Here is a 15,463-nt window from a genome sequence, read left to right on the forward strand (position 1 = left end):
TTCCTTCCAAGGCGACCACGCGGCCTACAATGCCCTTTGCTTGGTAGTGTACTTAGCGCTACGGTGGCGACAATGCCTTCTCGCGAACGACTATATTAGCAAGACGCCCCATGGTAAATTTAGCACGCCCGTTCATCGTGATTTACGTGGTCTGGCATCCGGACTTCGCCCCCGGTCATGCATTGGCCAAAACGCTGTTCGACCATTTCCGTAGAGAAAGCTACGAGAAGATCACGGGCGGAACGGGGATCAGCGTCGTTTATCGGTTCGCTGTCGCAGACGGTTCGGACAAACCGCTACCAATCGATTTCTCAGCCGCCGAAACATCGGCCGTTGTCGTGCTCGCCGATAAGAACTTCGTTGGCGATGCAGTGTGGATGGATTTCCTCCGGACTGTTGCGGAGCAGACCAACGCGACGGGACTCTCGACGCGTCTCTTTCCGGTCGCGATGGAAAAAGGCATTGTCGGCGCACTGCAGGTTGACGAGCAGATCCTACGGTGGTCGGACTGGAAAGAGAAGGACGCGGACTTGCCAGCGATCCTCATCGGCCACCTGACTTTCCAATTTTGTCGTATGCTCCGACATTACCTTGAACACCTCAGACGGCCGAACGAAACTGCTCAGGCCCTTCTTGGATACCTGAGGAAGGTAGACATCTTCCTGAGCCACTCCAAACACGACAAGAATGACGCGGGAGTGCAAGTCGCGCAGGCGATCCGCAGCAAACTGACTAAACGTGACGGCCTGGGAAGTTTCTTCGATGTATATGATATTCCTCCGGGTCTGAAGTTTCAGGAGGTGCTGCTCACACAGATCGAGGTGAGCGCGGTCATCGCGATACACACAGATTCCTTTTCCTCAAGGGAGTGGTGCCGACGGGAAATCATCGAGGCGAAACGTCACAATAGGCCGCTCGTGATAGCGAACTGCATCTCTGACAAGGATGAGCGAGGCTTTCCGTACCTTGGAAATGTCCCGATTATCCGCTTGGAAGGGAAAAAGACTAAACGTGTCGATGTCGTGATACGCGCGTTGCTGGACGAAATCCTGCGAGATTTCCTATGGCAGTGCCGGGTTGAACTGATGCGTCCAATGGCTAAGCCGAACATCACTTTTCTTCCTCGACCTCCTGAGCTGATTTCGCTCGCGGCCTTGGTCCCCGCAACCGATGGCGAGCCGTCCGTCATCGTATATCCGGACCCACCTCTTGGTGCGGAAGAAGAGCGCCTTTTCCATGCGATAGCGCCGCATATCCAACTTCGTAGTGCCACCGAGTGGTTGGCGGGAGCAGTTCGATGACCTACCACGAAATCCTGGATAACAAAGCGATCGCGGTGTCCACGTCTGAAAGTCCCGATATGCCCGGTCTAGGCCTTCATAACGAGCATCTCCGGGACGCGATGGCGGAGATCGCACGGCACATGCTCGCCCTGGGAGCGAAACTCGTTTACGGGGGGGACCTTCGCGCTGACGGCTTCAGCAACGTGCTGTTCGAGCTTGCAGCCCGATATAGGCGAGACACCAAGGCCACAAATTCAGTGGCCGTAACAAATTATCTTGCCTGGCCTGTTCACATACTTCAGCAGCCGGAGCAACTGGATGAAGTAGCAGCCGACTTGGAAGGCACCGCCGAGCTGCGGCTTTTGGACATTGATGGCAAGATCCTCGACCTGAAGGAACGTCATAAGCTCCCGGCCCACGAGCCAACTGAACCCGAGTGGGCGAAGGGGCTTTCAGCGATGCGTCAAACTATGCTCGCGGAGACACACGCTAGAATAATTCTCGGAGGACGCGTCGACAAATTCAAGGGAGAGATGCCGGGCATCGCGCAAGAGGCACTTTATTCGCTTCAAGGAAGACAGCCGCTGTATGTAATGGGCGGATTTGGTGGCTGCGCTCGTGATGTCGCCGAAGCGATTGGCGTACTGGATCCAGGAGGCGTCAGGGAATGGCCCGGCCGTGAAAAGTTCAGCGCCTTCAGCAGCACCGATCTGAGTAACGGATTGTCTGAAGAAGAGAACAGGATTCTCGCGAGCACGCCGCATGTGGATCAAGCGATCGTCTTGATCCTGAGAGGATTGACGAAGACTCAACGCGTTGCCCAAGGAGGCATGAGCGCTTAGGGGCTTACCTATTTCTCTACCGACTACTCCATTTGACGGAAACTCGGGTTCGAAACTGCCAGGCACTACTTGGCAACGCCTCCGCCCTTGGTCAAAAAATCCCGAGCGGATTGAGAGACGTAGTCGGGGGAAACTCTCACGACGAAAACGTTGGCACCGATCTGAACGCGCAAGGTCCCGGCAGCAAGAAGCTTCTCAAGGAAATCGGCAACTTCCTTGTCCTGCTCGCCGATCACAATGATTTCCTTGGAAGGCATCCGGTGAATCATCTCGAATTCTGAGAACTTTTCCTTAGCACGGAATCCCGCTCCTGTAGAGGCGTGTCAAAGGACAATTTCCCGGTGCCTGGCCGCGCCCGTAATATTTCGCCAAAATCGTTAGCGATCGATTAACCATACTTTCTGCAGGCTTTCCGCAGAGGGACGCGATATGACCACAGCCTTTCTGCTCGATACCTGTGTTATCAGTGAAACAGCCCTGCCCCGTCCAAGGGAAAACGTGATCAGTTTTCTCCAAGCGGCGGACAACTATTTCATGCCAGCAGGCGCCTTGATGGAATTGCAGATGGGGATAACCAAGGTCTGCGCCACTAACCCCATCAAGGCGGTCAAGCTCAGCGCTTGGTACCACCAGCTTGTTCGAGCCGGAATACCGATCATCGAGACCGACCGAGAAGTCAGTGAGACCTGGGGCGTTTTGTCAGCCGACCCTCGGCTCCAGGGACTGTCTCAAACGGGCGGCAGGAAAAAGCTGCGGGGCGGCCAGGATCTTCATATAGCTGCGGCTGCGCTCGTTCGTCGGTTACCGATCGCAACGATGAATGTCGCAGATTTCATGCTGATCCACGAGTGCTATCCGCTACCAGGGATATACGATCCGTTAACAGACCAGTGGCACACCCGCATGGAACCGTTGGCTGATCAGTATCCTTTGGCCGCGAATACGGAAGATGAGGAGCTGGCAAAGTTGATGTGGACGGCATCCTAACGTCCCACGTTTCCGACAGTCTTCATCTGTTGACTGGTCGACAGGCCAGACCGAGCATCGGTGCCGCTATCCACAACGATCCCGTGCGGATCATATCCGTGGCCCCCAGGAGTGCGTCTACTCACTGCCTCGAAGTAAACTGTGCAACGCCTTTCGACGCCATTTTCACTCGGAGTAGAGTATCGTTGACTTCTCCGTCAGAAGGAATCCGCCTCTTCCGAAGATCGCGAACGGTTACGATCGCACTCTAAAGTAGCAGCTGAACTTCCAACAGCGTGAGCTTTCGACCTGGTTGGCCGCTTTGACGACTTCGGACACAAATCCTGATGTACCGTCTTCTTTAAACTTGGCCGGTGCTCCGTTCGGAGCTAGTGACCCAGCCCCTCGTCAACCCGCGACTGATGCAGCCGTTGGCTATGTGTAGTTGCTCGCGAAGAAACTTGCAGTCGAGAAGGAGAGTCTCGATCGTCGCTCGCATCGCCGTCATGCCAAGAAAGCGCTTCGTCGACCGGGTCTGCGCAGTTTTTCATATCGGAATTCTTTCGTTCGACCAGCATGCGTCAGACCTTTGTTTTGGGAAACAATCTGCGGATTTGGAAGAACAGGGTCAGTTGTCGAATGCCGCCGCAGCGATCATTGTATCCGGTTCGGAAACGAGACCGTGAGTGAACGACAGGTGGAAGATCGAGTCGTGGCAACGATTTCACGAGGATTGTCCCACCAACCAGGACGCGCGTCCTGGTATTTGAAGTGGCGCAACAAACCGCAGATTAACCAACCCCGTTGGCAGATGGAAAATCTCTTTTTGGCAAAACTCGTTCGATTTCTCAGGAATTGGAAAATGGACACGGAAAACGCCACGAAAAAGAAACGATACGAAAGCGCAATGGCTGCGGAAGTCCATATTCGTACCATGCTTCGTCAACACACAACAACTTTGTTCAAGCTCGCCGACGCCATTGACGGCGTGAATGAACACGGTCTTCGCCTCCTACCTTTCCTGAAGAAGCTTGGGTTTCCAAATGAGATCATCCAGACTGTCCTTGGGCTGAGAAGCATTCCGCCTAAGCATAGGAAACTCTTTGAGAAAAACGGTATCAGTCTGCAGGCCCTTGATTTGTTCCTCAAGGCGGGAATTCAGGCCCGTGCCCAAGCACTGCGTCACCTCGAAAACCACTCGATGCTTGATGTCGCGGACATTACTTTCTTTATGAAAGATGAGGATGAGAGAAGAACCGATGGCTTTAGCACTCTTGCCGAGCAGACCTCGAAGCGGGTTCACTCGATTTTCGAAAGCAAAGCGAGAGCTAGCCGTGCTCGCATCGTCCGGAGTGCAAAGAGGCTGCTTGCCCTCATGGTCGACTACGACAAACTTCCGGCCGATAAGCAAATAAGGCGGCACGAGGAAATTACTCGCGCGGCGGGCGACGCGAAGAAGCACTTCACCGCTGTATTTAGAAATGCCGCCAAGCCGATGGAAGATTGGCTAATCATCGGTCAAAAGGATAAATTGGAGCAGAATCTCGCAGAGGCGCACTACGCGTTAGAGGAACTCGCGTCAGGTAATTTCCGGACGGAACTTCCATCCATAGGTCCGCACCAATTTCGTTACCTGTTGCGTGGCACGGCGTATCTGCTTCCTACCTGGAAGGCTTTAGATGCCATTCGTTTCCTAGCGGGCGCCGGGATCGCACAAGCAAAGCACAAAAAATATGGGGCTCGTCCGGTCTTAAAGCTGACGGCTATCGACCTATGTGCTGGAATCGGCGGCCAAGCGATAGGCGTCGCTTCGGCGGGCTTTATGGTCAAAGGCGTTTTCGAGAAAGATCCGATCGCATTTAAAACGCTAGACGCGAACGGGCCGTCGTGGAATGCGGTTGCACGCGACATTATAGGGGAGCGGACGCAGCTTTTCGAGGACATCGAGAGTCGACTAATCGATGCGACCGGCGAGAGGCGCGAACTTGACCTCGTGACCGGAATTTTCCTTACCAGAGAGCGGGAGGACGAATCCGGGGTACAGGACCCAAATGAGCTTTTGGACGCTGCCAAGGATGTCATCCAGCGATTCACTCCACGCGCCTTTTTTTTCGAGACCGCTAAGCACTTCATTACCGACCCCGGGCGGTTGGACCGCTTTGTCACCAGCTACGATGCCTTGGGATATGAAATTAAGGTCTTCAAACCGAATTTCCCCGATTACGGAATTCCGCAAAAAAAGGAAGACCGGCATGAGCCCGGGAGAATCTATCTCGTCGGTATAAAACAAGATTTTGCTTTGAAGCTGCGTCTGCCCGTCATCCGACGGCCCAAACATAAGTCCGTGGCGGAAATCATAGATCACGCTGCGTTTCCCTATCGAACGCGCACCTATACTTTCCGCGTCGGGCCGCAAACGGCGAAGCCGCTGTCAGATGACCAAAAGAAATATGACGCTGAGGCACTCGAACGCCTCGACGGAAAATTAGACTACGGTTCTATTGACCCGAGCCCACTCAGAGAAACAACGGTTCCTGACCCGGCTGAAGGGTTGAACACTTATGGCAGTCGGACAGAGCCGGTTAATGAACAGCCCAAGAAACGTGGGCCGGGACGACCAAGAAAGTGGAAATCAACAGAGCGGAAACTTGAAATCGCACAATGGATCAAAGACAGATGGAGCCGTCACGGGTTCGATGTGGAGGCCCGAAGCCTCGAAGCGCCAAAGGTGGGCGAAAAGTTGCCGCCGCTCCTACCGCTGACTCCACAAATTCTCAAAGCACTTCGCGGAATTCCCTCGCACTGGAAGCTCAAAGGCGAGCTGCATCAGCAGATTGAGCAACTCTGCGAGGCGTCGCCACCTAGCATCGCGCTTGCTCTTGCCAGGTCGATCCATGCCGCACTGACCGGCGATATCATCGATATCAACACTCGTGGAGGCCTCACGCCCGATCTAAGGTGGTCGAGGGGTCGTGGTTCGGTTCCGCGAATTGAATACGCTGAAGATCCGGAAGGCTGGGTGGCTCAGCTTTGGAGAAGAGGCGTCCTGTCAATGAAGGTCGCGCCTCCATCGGTCGGGCAACCAGCGGCTTGCAGCACGCTGGACGATGACGAGCGGCCACAAAACTTGGACGCTTCGGCCTCGCTCCTATTTAATGGTGACGATGAACGGTAGTTTGGATCTTCATGCCTCAATCAGTCCATCTTGGTACAGCTCGCGATCTCGAACTCCAGGAGATGATTGGCGATCACCTCTGCGATTTCCACATCTTCGGAGGATGGAAGGACGGCAAAAGGAACTTCGTCGAGGGCTATCGTCGCATTCTCTCGTTCGACGTCGATTGTCCAATCATGTCCGAATGAGTCGACGAACTTCAATCTCTCGGCGTCTGCGTCTCGCGAGCATATGAATGTAACCTTGCCCCACGCGGAGAGATGATTTCTGACCTCCTCGTAGATACCAATCATTTCCCGGTTACGAACGCGCTGTGGGTGACCGTCTTTGAAAATGACGCCGCCAGCGAGGACCTCGTTTTTGATCCGCGCAAGCGCGTCTTCTGCATCCGATCCTAATATGTGCTCCTTATTTCCGTAAGGGCCATCGAAATACTTCGCCCCGTCGTCGCCGACCGCGAAAACCTTATACCGGAAACGCATAAGGAGGCACCCTTCCCAACCAGGCCCTCTTGGATCGGCAACTAGAATCTGTACCGGGGAGGCCGCGTCGCGGTCCTTGGTCTGGAAAACAATGTGCTGATACCTATCGTTTGACGTCCAAAGTCGCGGCCGCAAGCCGAGTGATTGCAACGTGGGCCTAAGATGGTTCTTGATTTGGGATAGGCGAGTGTGCGTCGGAATTTTCAAGGCAGCGATCCGTGTTGTCGTCGGCACGGATTGTTTTCGGTCGGCTCGCAAGGGACAACGATCCGACGTGGCCGTTAACCATAATTAAGATTTAGTTAAAATTTTAGAGTTTTCGACTAGACCAATCGCGAGACGCATGGCAGCCTTTCGCCACGTTTTGCTGGATTACCTCACATGTCGCGGCTTCGAATAATAAACCTCGGTAAGAGACGCCTGTATTAGCAGCCGCCTGTCGGCAGCTCCTACGGCGCCTGTTTAAGCGATTGCTTCAGCCGATGTCGAAAGCGCCAGACATGAGAAACGCTTCCCCGTGTACTGACACAACAAGATCTCCGAGCATGGCTCTGCGCACCGCATTACTCGGTGTCTCAGGACCGTGCCCGACCTTCTATTGTTTCACGCCAGCAGCAAGCCGCCCCCTCGCCCATTCAGGTTTCGCAACAGTATTCCAATTGAGCGGAAATCTTAATAAAATATTCCTGCCCCCTGTGGCCAGGTGACGATTTTCGGAAATTCAACGAGACTTCATACATGCGCTCATCCGGCAGGAAACGCTCGGGTGTGGAGGCAAGCTTGTTGAAGGTGGCACAGATGGATCAAGCAAATAGCGGCGGTGGCTCTTCCATTACGTTAAATGTCCGCGTGTGCGGCTCGTTCCCATCGTGCAACCCTCCGTCCACCGCCGTCATAACGGCTAAGCCGCGCCGGAAGTAACTCCCGACAATCATTAGGCCGAAACCCTAATTCAGGGCACCGGCGAAGCTATGCCCAAAAGGAAGGCAATCGTGACCCGCTTACTGAAATACAAAGCAGCACAGACCACACCCGGCAAACTTGCCTATGCATGTAGCAGTTCCTCGTTCGTCGCCCCCACGATGTGGGCGAACAAGACGCACGCGCCGTCTCCGCGCGTGCCTTGTTCCTTCATCGATGCGGCGAGGAAATTCAATCGACTGCGGACCTCCGAGAAGGCCCGCCGCGCCAAGGCACGAACCGACTACGCCAACGGCTATTGATCGGCGGCATCACCCAACAACCAGGTTTCAAAGGGATACCAAAATGAAGTCACCTGAAAAAATCATCGCAGCCACATCCCAAGCACACTTAGAGGAGTCTAGGATGAAGACGAACGATCCAGATCTGGAGGCCGCGATTGCTGAATCTGTGATGGCTACGGCGCTGATGGGGCGGCTGCTCCGTTTCAATTCCATCAGCGCGTCTATCATGATCGGGTACGTGCTTTCGTATGCTGATCCGCGTCGCCCCGGCATTTTCTGTCTGTATCGCGCCTATTCCGCCGAAATCGCACGCCGAAACGAAGTTCGCGATCAGCCGGAGCTGCCGATCTTGAGTCTGTACATGTTCCGCTCCTGCATTGAGAGGCTGGATCCGGAGTTCGTCTTTGCCGCCCGATACGGTCGCCAGGCGGTCAGTCGCCGCACCGCGTAAGGATAGGCCCAAATCTCGAACAACTCCATTAGAAGCAAGAAGGACATGTCTATGCATAGCAGCTTGCCCCACAAGAATCATTCCGACTTTGATGCGATCCGCCCTCTTCGCCCCGTGCCCAAATGTGCGGGCGTGGTCGGGGTCGACCCTGCCGAGTGGGGGCCGCGTGGTGTTGACCACCAACATTGGGCCTATGCTCTTATTCTCCAGGATTGCATTGCGTATTTTGACGCCAACGGGAAGGAGGAACTGTCGGACGACCCATCCTCCGCAGAACGGCTTCGAGCATGCTGGAACGAAATCCAGACGCGGAAAAATTCTGCGCGGCAACAGTGGGCAACGCGGTTCTATTTCCGCCCGATCTCCGTACCCGAATTCCATGACTATCGGAAGCGGTATCGTGCCTGCGGCAATCATCTTTTGGCGCTAGTGCCACAGCACCAGTGGCAAAAGCCCGCTGATGATTGGGACGACCACGTCTTTGCAATCACGCTGATACAATCGATTGAGCTTCCGCATCCAAAAGCCAAGCGCGGGCAGCAGTCTTTCGCTTTCGCAGCGGATTACATCGCACGGTCTTCCAACCTCAAGGACCTGAAGCCGTCGGAGGTTTATCGCGGATACAAGGTCGCTGTGGCGGCTGAAAATCAACGCCGTGAAGAGCGCGGACTTCTGCCTCTCACAACTTTCGATCGTCGCTTGGTTGAACGCATTCCGGCCTGGTTTCCGCAGCTTGTCGCTAGCTTGACGCCTGACGGTCATAAGCCTGCAACACAAGAGACCTGCCATGGCTAAAGGGACCTGTTTGAGCCGCCACCCACCGTAGGCTGAGCCTCCTCCTTTTTAGCAAAATACCCAGCGCGGACGCACGGCGTCCGTGAACGGGCTCCCCTTTTCCCTTTTTTCGGAGAAAGTCATGCGTCCCCAACATCTCACCAACGACTACCTGATCCGGCTGCGCTACGGCGAAACCCTTAGCTTTGCTATTCCATCCTCACCAACCTACGGCATCCCGACGAAGCCTCTCGACTACCGAGTGCCGCTGCCGTTCGAAGGCAAGCGCGAACCATCGATCAAGTCCCCCTTCAACTACCGTGGCACGATGGTCGGCATCAATGACAATCGTATTATGCCGTTCGAAAGCAAAGTCGAGCGCAACGCCGAGATCATCTTCCAGACCGATCCACGGATCGCGCGGATTAAACCGCAACCGCTTGTAATTAAGTACACTGCGGCAGACGGCAAAGAGAAGAAGCACATTGTCGATTTCTTGCTTCACAAGGTGGATGGCAGCCGTGCCCTCGTCGCGGCGAAGCCGACGCTCTTGCTCGTTCGGACCGGACTCGTCGATCTGCTTTTGCGACTTTGGGATCAGGGTCGCCTTACCGGCATCGCTGACTCCCTGAGTTTTGTCACTGAGAAGTACGCGTCCGACGAGGCGGCCTACAACGCAAGCGAGATCATCAAGGCCCGCCGCCTGCGCAACGAGGCCGAGTACGACATCGCGCTCAACATTCTGAAGAACGTCCGTGGACCAGTCCGTTTCTGCGCACTTCTTGCGGGCGCGGAACCTCCGGCTCACCGCCGAACTGCCCTCTGGAACCTCATCGACGAAAAGCGCCTGCGGCCCGTGAAGGCCGGTCGCATCGAAGATCACTCGCTCATGACTGTCACGCTCTAACGAAGGAGAACAGAGCAATGAACGTTCACAATCCACTCTCGCTTGCGAAGAACCGCTCGACGGCACCCATGTACTGGCTTGGGGATGCGAAATCCGTGACCATGGACCATGTGAAATATAAGGTGGTGAAACAGGACGCGTACAATACGCATCTTCGAAACCTCGACGGCGTGATCCAAGAATTTTCTCACGCCTACATCTATATCAAGCATCTTGAGAATAAGTTTTCCGTCGACCGCGACGAAGCCCAGCCGTCGAGTCTCAGTTTCGGAAAAAACCTCGTTGACCTGGATCCCAATAAGGCTCAGCGGGCTCTCGCTCTCGCCGACTCCCTCAACCTCTTTATGGATATGCAGAGGGCGGGAAAAAAGCATCCGCTTCTCGCTGACCTTGGTTGGAACAGAAAGGTAACGCTCGGCCGTGACTGCCTTAAGGTCTTGTTACCGATCATTTACAACGCGGTCGAGAAAAAGTGGAAGCCGACCAGTGGAACGACCACGTTCACCCTCTACAAATTCCCGAAAGAACGGCAATTCAAACGGCTGCACGATCTTTACGTCGCGGGCAACTGCGATCCGAGAGTCCTGGTCAGCAGAAAAAATGGGCCGGGATCGCATGCGACGAACGCGCACCCCGCCGATCTTGAAAATTGGGTGAAACACGCGCGGCTTTACGCTGATAAAAAGCGACCGTCCATGCGGGCTTGCTTCGGCGAGCTTGGAAAGACCGTTGAGCGTCTGAACGAGGAGCTGCCCGAAGGTGCGCGGAGGTACAAGAAGCCCTCGCGAAACACGTTCGAAGCACTGATCAAAGGAATGGGCGAATTCTTCCTTCATGCCGCACGGTACGGTGAAGATGCTGCCACGAAGAAGTTCGCGCCAGTACGTGAAGGCCTGACCGTATTCGCCCCCGGTCAAAGGGTCGAAATGGACGAATGGAAAATCGACCTCTTTACGCTTCTCGCGATGACCAGCGCGTGGAAGCTGTTTACTACGGAAGAGCGGAAGGCGCTGAAGAAAATTCGGCTTTGGGTCACTGTCGCGATTGATGTCGCGACGCGTTGCATTCTCGCCCTCCGCTTTAGCACACGCGCACCATCCGCTCATTCATCGCTGGCTGCGCTGGAAATGGTTGTCACAAGCAAGGAGCACATCGCGGAAGTAGCGGGTGCCGAAAGCCGGTGGATCCATTCCCTTATCCCTCAGGAAATCGTCACCGATGCGGGCGCAGCATTCATCGATGCGAGCTTCCGGGCGGCGGTCGCGACCCTGGGATGCATTCATACCATTCCTCCGGCGGGCATGGCATCGGCACGCGGCACAATCGAGTCGGTCTTCCGTACATTCGGACAGCGCTACCTGCATTACTTCGAGGGACGGACATTCTCCAGTCCGGAAGATCGCGGCGACTACGACGCGGAAGCGCGGGTTGTTTTGAACGTCGATGAGCTGTGCCGAGCGCTGACCCGGGCTATCGTGGATATCTATCATCACGAGCCACACGGTGGTCTCGGCGGAGAAACGCCCGCTAACGCCTGGTTGCGCCTATCTCGCGAGCACGCAATGATCCCCCCCTTGGACCAGCGGCAGCGTCGAAGGATTTTCGGCACCGTTATCTCCCGCACGATTTCCGCTCGCGGCATCCGCTTCCTGAACATCCACTATCAATCGCCCGCACTCCCAAGGCTGTGGGCAGAGAGAGCGGCGATCCCCAATTCACCCACGCCGTCAGTCGATATCCGTGTTGATCGGTTCAACATTCGGACGATTTCCTACCACGATGGATTTGATTGGGTGGACCTCGATACGGAGTTGAACCTGCCTGACAATATCAGCGTGTGGGAATGGACCGGAGCTTTGGATGCTGTCGCCAAAACGCACCGGAAGAACGCCAAAATCAACCTCTCCACTCTCGTTAAGGCGGTGAACGACCTCCGCAAATCAGGCGAAGCCGCAGCTGCGCGAGCGGAACTCGGCACCGATATCATCAGTGCGGCGGCCTATCGAAAGGTCGAGATGAGCCGCTACGGTTATGACATCACGGACGACATTCTCGAACAGAAGCAGTTGCTCTCGGCGTTGGCGATTTCCCATGATCCGCTCACGACGAGTATCGAGGAATACCGCTTCCTCGCGCTCAACACGGAAGAACACGACGAATACTTCAAGCGGTCAGAGCTGGAGTATCCGGCGTTCGAGGCACGCCAGGACGAGGCTGAACGCCCCGGCGATAGCGAGTTCGTCATCGACTTCGGCGAATAATCACAAGCATCCCTGTCAGTCCGTTCGGCACTTCGCCGAGCGGACTTTCACGTTCAGATTCGTTGAAAATATGGAGATTAATATGTCTGAAGCAGACAACGGAACCGTCACGCCCTCGGGTGACACAGGGACCTGGTCAGTCCCCATGGCCGCCCCTGAACTTCCAACGAACGAGTTTGCGTATGATCCGGCATTCTTAGAGGAAGCCGGAGTGGTCTACTCCATCATTTCGCCCGAGCGACAACTGCAGGTCAAACGCCTGGGCAAGCAGAATTTTGAGTATGTCACTTCGTCCCGCGATCGGAGGCTTTCGAAAGCGGTCGACAAACTCTGTAACAATACGGCCGCCGCTCTGTTCGGAGGATCCGAAAAGCGTCGCGCACTCTTTGTCATCGGTGAAAGCGACAGCGGGAAATCGCGTGCCCTGACAAATCTCGTTGGCAAGCGGCCAGAGTTCCAACCAAGAAACACGCCCAATGGTCTGCGCAAATCCTTCGTATTTTTTGAGGCCCCCAAGCCTCTTACGATCAAGGGTTTTGCGAGCAAGGCCTTGGCAGCATGCGGCTACCCGGTAACGAACCAGCGCCTCACGGAACAAGAGTTGTTCGAACTCTTGAAAAATCAGATCCGCGAAAAGCGCGTCATCTTTATGTGGATCGACGAGATGCAGCATGTCCTCAGGGGCAATACGACCACGGAAGTGCAGAATGTTTCAGACATCATCAAAAGCCTCCTGCAGATTCCAGGTTGGCCCTTGCACATGATCTTGTCGGGCGTGCCAACTCTTGCACAGTTCCTTGTGCCAGAGGACGGTGACCGCCAGCTTCGCAATCGTAGCTATCTGGTGCATCTCAACAAGATCACTGACACCAACGCCGAAATGATGCTTAAGCTCCAAGAGCACATCATGAAAGAGGCGAACATTAAGGTTGGCGAAACCGACAACCCGGAGTTCATTTCTCGGCTGATTCACAGTTGTAATGGCGCCTTCGGAACGATGATCAAGCGGATGCAGGCGGCGGCTGAGGAAGCCATCTTGGAGCGCCAACTGGCTGGCAATTACAGCGATAGTCGTGATCAAAACGAGCCTATCTGCGTCGGTTTGCGCCATTACGCGGCAGTCTACGAGCTAGAAACAGGCGCTCTGAATGAGGAAAACATCTTCGTGCAGACAAAATGGGGCAAGCTTAGCCCTTTGGCAGCGCTCGACGACATTCTCGACAGCATTCCACGGGTCGAAAAGCGGCCGAGACAAAAAAAGACGAAAGGGGGCGAGTGATGGTCAGGCTCGCTCATGTCCCCGACCTGGCGAAGACTGAAGCTTTTCAGAGCTTCCTTCCCCGTCTGGCGGCCGTCAACGGCGCGGCGAGCCTGCAAGAGTTTCGCAGACACTTTGCGCTGAAGTCACATCAATCATCTGCGTCCAAAGAATTGATCTCCGAGATCTCCAGGCTGACCGGTATCTCGGAATCGATTTTGGATGCTCACCAACTGCTGAACGTTTCCGGCCACGGACAGCTCGGCCATGCAAAACTGCGGTGGTCCAACTTGCACACTACGTCAGCCAGGTACTGCCCAATTTGCGTTCAAAACGATTATCTCTCGGGGTCCGACCGCCGAGATGCTCGGCCGTGGGTGCGTGGTGGCTGGTACGGGCTCAACAATTATGTATGCGTCGAGCACTCAGTTGAGCTTTTTACCTCGCCAATCCCGTATTCGGCGGCAAACAGATGGGACTTTACAAGCCATCTCAGAGAGAACCCTCGCGAGTTGGACGAAGCCGCGAGAAGCGCCAAGTCCCATGACCCACTTCCATATGATGTCTATTTTGACCACCGCTTGACGCGGAACGTCGAAAGCGTCCAACTGCTCGACCCGCTTCCATACCATATCGCCTATAGCCTTTGTGAACTCCTGGGTCAGATGAAGCTGCTCGGGAATAGTCCTCACACCGTCGACGCTGCACCCGCGAGAATGCACGACGCTCGCTGTGTGGGCTTCGATTTGCTGGCGGACAGAGGAAAACTCCTTCAGTTTCTTGACGAGCTGCGCGGGCGTCATCTTGCCCGCATAAAGACATCCAGCCGCTACCATGTCTATGGTCCGTTTCAAAGATACCTTTCGCAGCTACTTCAGACGCCGGGCGCTCGGCCGTTGATCGATCTAGTCCGAGAGCATGCAATGAGCGCACTCCCCATCGGACCCAATGACGACTTCATCGGAGGCGGAGGCTGTCGTAAATGGCACACCATTAGAACGGCCAAGCTGGAATACGACATCGACCCCCGACTCATGCGCAAACTACTGATCGAGCGCGGGTTGATCGGCGACGGCGAAGCGATATCTCGCGATAACCACATTCTCATCCCGGCGGACAAGGTTCAGGAACTTGCCAGCTACTGCCAAGACGGCGTCGATCTGCAGTACGTCAGAGAAACGTTTGGCATCTTGGAGTCCACGGCCAGGCAGCTGGTAAATGCTGGGATCATTTCACCCTTGTATGGATCCTCGAAGGGAATAAAGGCCAAGTTCTCGCGGACCGCGATCGACGCGACGCTTCGTGACGTACTGTCGGGACTTCCCGAACGCAACGAGGACGGAAACCTGATATCGCTTGTCGACGCCACCCGCCTGGGAGGACGATCGGTCTCGAACCTGATCGTCGCGATCTTGGAAGGAAGGTTGCCGACGCGCTTCCTGACGTCCAGGACTGATCGGACAGGTTTTATGCGCCTCTTGCTCGATCCAACCGAGATCCGCGCAGAATTCGTGAAACCAGTCGGTATCAAGAGACATGAGTTCACGGCAATTTTTCGATTCCGCCCGCTCGAAGGGGACAAATTCTTCTACTCGAAGTTCTTTGAACGGTCTCGCGAAACCAGTCCGACAAACCACCGGGAATTCGATGTTGTAACCCGGGGATCGCTGGAACGTTTTCAACAGGTTCATGTTTCGCTCGCCGCCCTATCAAAGGGTCGGGGCCGTCCGGTCGATGTTAAGAATATGCTCAATGAAGCTGGAATTAACCCGGTATGGGAGATCAAGGGACGACGAGCGCTGACGTTCTACAAGCGCAGTGAGGTCGAGGAATTCCTTCGAAGTCTCGCCTAGATCCAT

At 55.2% G+C, this 15,463-nt stretch carries 13 protein-coding genes; 11 read left to right on the forward strand and 2 right to left on the reverse strand.

Annotation, left to right across the window (positions count from 1 at the left end):
* Window positions 1-110 precede the first annotated feature (110 nt).
* Window positions 111-1,301, forward strand: a complete 1,191-nt coding sequence (locus A3C3_RS0123620) for a toll/interleukin-1 receptor domain-containing protein (protein WP_022717052.1) — start codon at window positions 111-113, stop codon at window positions 1,299-1,301.
* Window positions 1,298-2,125 (forward strand): hypothetical protein, encoded by an 828-nt coding sequence (locus tag A3C3_RS39080; protein WP_022717053.1) that lies wholly within the window; start codon window positions 1,298-1,300, stop codon window positions 2,123-2,125. Before A3C3_RS0123620 ends, A3C3_RS39080 begins: the two co-directional genes overlap by 4 nt.
* A 65-nt stretch (window positions 2,126-2,190) precedes the next feature.
* On the opposite strand, the gene A3C3_RS0123630 is transcribed toward A3C3_RS39080, so the two are convergent.
* A complete protein-coding gene (locus A3C3_RS0123630; protein WP_145611790.1) occupies window positions 2,191-2,382 on the reverse strand; it encodes a hypothetical protein in 192 nt (63 codons plus the stop codon).
* A 172-nt stretch (window positions 2,383-2,554) separates the two neighbouring features.
* On the opposite strand from A3C3_RS0123630, the gene A3C3_RS0123635 reads away from it, so the two are divergent.
* Window positions 2,555-3,112 (forward strand): PIN domain-containing protein, encoded by a 558-nt coding sequence (locus A3C3_RS0123635; RefSeq protein ID WP_022717055.1) that lies wholly within the window; start codon window positions 2,555-2,557, stop codon window positions 3,110-3,112.
* Window positions 3,113-3,773: 661 nt separating this feature from the next.
* The gene (locus tag A3C3_RS0123645) at window positions 3,774-6,266 is read left to right on the forward strand and encodes a DNA cytosine methyltransferase (RefSeq protein WP_145611788.1); all 2,493 of its coding nucleotides are present in this window, start codon (window positions 3,774-3,776) and stop codon (window positions 6,264-6,266) included.
* A 20-nt stretch (window positions 6,267-6,286) separates the two neighbouring features.
* On the opposite strand, the gene A3C3_RS39085 is transcribed toward A3C3_RS0123645, so the two are convergent.
* Window positions 6,287-6,955, reverse strand: a complete 669-nt coding sequence (locus A3C3_RS39085) for a hypothetical protein (protein ID WP_145611786.1) — start codon at window positions 6,953-6,955, stop codon at window positions 6,287-6,289.
* A 785-nt stretch (window positions 6,956-7,740) separates the two neighbouring features.
* Here A3C3_RS39085 and A3C3_RS0123655 point away from each other — a divergent pair.
* The 7 genes from A3C3_RS0123655 (at window position 7,741) to A3C3_RS0123685 (ending at window position 15,457) form a co-directional block, all read left to right on the forward strand.
* Entirely contained in the window at window positions 7,741-7,971 is a 231-nt protein-coding gene (locus A3C3_RS0123655; protein ID WP_145611784.1) for a hypothetical protein, read from the forward strand.
* Between the two features lie 103 nt (window positions 7,972-8,074).
* Window positions 8,075-8,404, forward strand: a complete 330-nt coding sequence (locus A3C3_RS0123660) for a hypothetical protein (RefSeq protein ID WP_022717060.1) — start codon at window positions 8,075-8,077, stop codon at window positions 8,402-8,404.
* 51 nt (window positions 8,405-8,455) lie between these two features.
* Window positions 8,456-9,199, forward strand: a complete 744-nt coding sequence (locus tag A3C3_RS0123665) for a hypothetical protein (protein WP_145611782.1) — start codon at window positions 8,456-8,458, stop codon at window positions 9,197-9,199.
* Between the two features lie 121 nt (window positions 9,200-9,320).
* Window positions 9,321-10,085, forward strand: a complete 765-nt coding sequence (locus A3C3_RS0123670; RefSeq protein WP_022717062.1) for a hypothetical protein — start codon at window positions 9,321-9,323, stop codon at window positions 10,083-10,085.
* 17 nt (window positions 10,086-10,102) lie between these two features.
* Window positions 10,103-12,346 (forward strand): integrase catalytic domain-containing protein, encoded by a 2,244-nt coding sequence (locus A3C3_RS39090; RefSeq protein ID WP_022717063.1) that lies wholly within the window; start codon window positions 10,103-10,105, stop codon window positions 12,344-12,346.
* A gap of 82 nt (window positions 12,347-12,428) precedes the next feature.
* The gene (locus tag A3C3_RS39095; protein WP_022717064.1) at window positions 12,429-13,625 is read left to right on the forward strand and encodes an ATP-binding protein; all 1,197 of its coding nucleotides are present in this window, start codon (window positions 12,429-12,431) and stop codon (window positions 13,623-13,625) included.
* The gene (locus A3C3_RS0123685) at window positions 13,625-15,457 is read left to right on the forward strand and encodes a TniQ family protein (RefSeq protein ID WP_022717065.1); all 1,833 of its coding nucleotides are present in this window, start codon (window positions 13,625-13,627) and stop codon (window positions 15,455-15,457) included. Before A3C3_RS39095 ends, A3C3_RS0123685 begins: the two co-directional genes overlap by 1 nt.
* Window positions 15,458-15,463 lie beyond the last annotated feature (6 nt).

Source organism: Rhizobium mongolense USDA 1844 (assembly GCF_000419765.1).
In the GTDB taxonomy this organism is placed as follows: Bacteria; Pseudomonadota; Alphaproteobacteria; order Rhizobiales; family Rhizobiaceae; genus Rhizobium; species Rhizobium mongolense.